General features: G+C 33.1%; 3 protein-coding genes. 1 reads left to right on the top strand and 2 read right to left on the bottom strand.

What is annotated here, in order from left to right:
- Positions 1 to 604: 604 nt before the first annotated feature.
- Positions 605 to 961, bottom strand: coding sequence for a hypothetical protein (locus CQ058_RS30195; protein ID WP_002187895.1), 357 nt, complete (start codon positions 959 to 961; stop codon positions 605 to 607).
- Between the two features lie 20 nt (positions 962 to 981).
- On the bottom strand, positions 982 to 2205 hold the full coding sequence (locus CQ058_RS30190; protein ID WP_002187894.1) for a ParM/StbA family protein: 1224 nt from the start codon (positions 2203 to 2205) through the stop codon (positions 982 to 984).
- Between the two features lie 469 nt (positions 2206 to 2674).
- Between CQ058_RS30190 and CQ058_RS30185 the strand changes: the two genes are divergently transcribed.
- Entirely contained in the window at positions 2675 to 3253 is a 579-nt protein-coding gene (locus tag CQ058_RS30185) for a DUF3967 domain-containing protein (RefSeq protein WP_105590210.1), read from the top strand.
- The last annotated feature ends 225 nt before the right edge of the window (positions 3254 to 3478 follow it).

Here is a 3478-nt window from a genome sequence, read left to right as displayed (position 1 = left end):
GATGTGCAGTACATACAATAGAATCAGTAATTTTTGAGAGACACCCCCTATACCAGCCTTTCAAATAATAAAAGCAGGAGAATAGGGAAATATCCAATTATAGAATAGGGATATATCTATATTATAATAGTGATGTGCAGTACATACAATAAATTTAGTAATTTTTGAGAGACACCCCCTATACCAGCCTTTCAAATAATAAAAGCAGGAGAATAGGGAAATATCCAATTATAGAAATAGGGATATATCTATATTACGAAGGAAATTATAGCGGTGATATCAGGACTACTTCATTTTGATACCCCCATCCCTAAAGGGGAAAGATGACTTATGTCAGTGGAATTCGTGCTACCCAAAAAAAGGTCTATTTCTAGATGTCCAAAAAACAAAATAAGATTGTGATACCGTACGAATTTCGTATTAACCGTAGGAACTGCGGGATTAGCCTAATAGGATAACCGAAGGATACTTTGGTGTTCGTAGGAATCCCCCACTTCAAACAACCCATAAGTGGGTTAAGTGGGGGGGAGCTCAATTCAACAGAATTTAGGTCACATAAATATAAAAAGACCTTAGGATTATACCCAAAGGTCTTCTTTACTAGTTAGAAATCAAGCTCTTCGTTATCTTCTTCAGAAATCCCACCAAGTACTACCCTAGCGTTAATAATTTTGCCTTCTTGCAATATGGGCTCCTCTGTTTTTAAATTTTCTTGTCTTTGTGCGGGAACAAATCCATTAGTAAGTAAAAGATCCAATTTATTTTCAACTGTATCTAAAAGATTTAATCTCTGTTCTACATTATCTAATTTCTGTAGTAGTTGCTCATAACGTTGTTCATTTTGTACCAGTTCAACAACAAATGCTGTTAATTGTCTACCATTAGCTTTTTCATTAAGGATTCTATACACATCTTCAGGCATATTATCAGCATGTAATGCCATTTTTCTATTTTTAGCCATTATCAGCACATCCCTTTATTTTAAGCTAACTGTCCCTTCATTTCATCAATTACTTTTAATTCTAATGCAGCTAGATTAATTGTGCGTGAAGTTGGAGCAAATACTTCTTTTTCGCTATTTTGAATAATATCGTTCAAGAAGAAGTGATTGTTTTTAGCAGCCATTTCAGACATATGATTCAATAAAGCGAGACGGATGTATGGTTCTAAAACGGGTGCTTCGCCTCCGATATAAATGAATTTCAATACTGTATTCGTACTAGATGGGATGAATACATCAAGAATTTTAGCAACTAAAATTCTTGCATATTCTTTCAGTGCCTCTACAATTTCATTTGTAAAATCATATTCTTCACCAGTATTTTCATTCGATAGTACATACTTTTGTACTTTATATTTATTAACTATAAATTTCTCTAATGTTCTTAGATCCTTAAAGTATTGAATCAATTTTTCTTTTCTAAAGCGTTCTAGGTATCCTAAGAATGGTTCAATATCGATAACTTGGAAAGAATCTCTGTGCTTAGGTGTAGTAAGTCCTTTACCTAATCGCACAGCATCTGTAGAACCGCCACCAATGTCAGTTAAAACTACTTCATAGTCATCGAATCTCTCAGATTCATATCGCTTTTCAATACTAATTACATTTGTATTCTGATCTTTTGAAACCATTTTATATTTTAAAGAATGTCTGGCAACTTCTGATTCATTTCTACATTTTGCTGAATTGACTGTAATAGTTAGTTCTTTCTCCATTCCTGGTGTTAACACTTTAACTTTATGTTCACCGATAAATTTTTCTTCCATTTTTTTATGGGCAATGCTAAATTTCTCTTCGCGTTTTAAAAGCCAAATTGGAAGCATCATACTCATGTGTTCAATTTCAACTTCATTATCTTCTTGATCAGCGTTAAGGGCATGATAATATGCTATTGCTCCTAAAAAGCTTACGTATGGGATAGGACTATTAATTTTATCGTGCATCTTATTTACATGTGAGTTTGCCAACTGATTATCTTCAGCTAATTGCCCAACTAAATAGAAAGACTCTTCACCTTCGATTTCAGCGGAAATTAGTAATCTATCCAGTAAATCTTCTGGTCTAGAAATACGATCAACAAGTAAATCCTCGGCTTTTTTCTTTGAAATTTTAACTACATTCGTTGCAAGTTCAATATAATAACCATCAACCATGAAATTATTAAAACTATTTCCGAAATCTGCTACTTTTCTTCCAATTTTCATTTATAATTCCCCCTTTATACATTAAGTACGACTTAAGTGCTACTTTTGATTATGCTTTAGCATATTTAATCAAAAATAAGAACACTTTAAATAATAAGTACGACTTGAATCGTACTTATTATTTAATTAACCTATACACTTAAAAAATTCAAAATAAACAAGGAAATACCTTCTTTCAAACGAATTAATCACATAACAGTTAGGCGCCGACATGTCGAACATAAATGATGATGAATAACAGTAAAAAAACAACATGACCGACATAAATGATGGTCAACAACAATGTAATGACAACATGACCGACATGGATGATAATCAATAACAATACAATGACAACATGACTGACATGGATGATAATCAATAACAATACAATGACAACATGACCGACATGGATGATAATCAATAACAATGTAATGACGACATGTCGGACATCGATAATAACAAATGACGATGGGGGGAGGACGATGAAATGGATAGGGAAGAACCTTATAAGAAAACATATTCCCTTGCAGATATAGCAAGGATGCTTGGGAAGCCACGGACAACTCTTCAGGCCTGGCGGGATCAATTCAAACCATATTTACCAACCGTCACTGGGACGAAGGGGCGAACGCTGAGATATGAACAGGAAGCATTAGAGCTTTTTAAATTAATTGCTAATATGAAAGATGCACAAGAGCCACCAGAAATAATAGAACGGATGTTAAAACAAAATGTAGATTATATTGTAGTAGAAGAGAGCGATGAAGACGACGAAATCACGAAGCCAATTATTCAGACGATGTATGAAAGTATGAAAGAGGTTTCTATATATTTTCAAGAGCAAAAAGCCATGAACATGGAACTTTTACAGCGCATAGATCATTTAGAACAAACTAATCATATGTTATTGAATAAGATTGATGAACAACACAAGAATATTGATGGGAAAATAAATAACAGGGATCAACAGCTATTAGAAGTAATTCGTGAAATACAAGAAACTAAGAAGTTAGTTGCATCTACTCAACAAGAAAAATCATGGTTCGCTAAATTATTTAAAAAATAACTTAAATAATACAAAAAAAGTAGGGAAGCTTGTAAAAACATACAAGCTTCCCTACTTTTTGTAAATTTGATATATTTCCTCAAATAATCACAAAAATTAAGAGGGAGTCTTCTGTCAGAAAATGATAAAGAACATACTTATAATGTTTCCCTTTTAGGATAGAATACTGTATTTATCATTTTAGCCAAGAAGACTCCTTCCTCAAGGAACGCGAAGTGAGTAGGT

Origin of the sequence: Bacillus sp. MYb56 (assembly GCF_002976445.1) — a bacterium.
Classification (GTDB): domain Bacteria; phylum Bacillota; class Bacilli; order Bacillales; family Bacillaceae_G; genus Bacillus_A; species Bacillus_A mycoides.
Note: the sequence above shows the minus strand (reverse complement) of the source record. Positions and strands in the feature narration are given on the sequence as shown.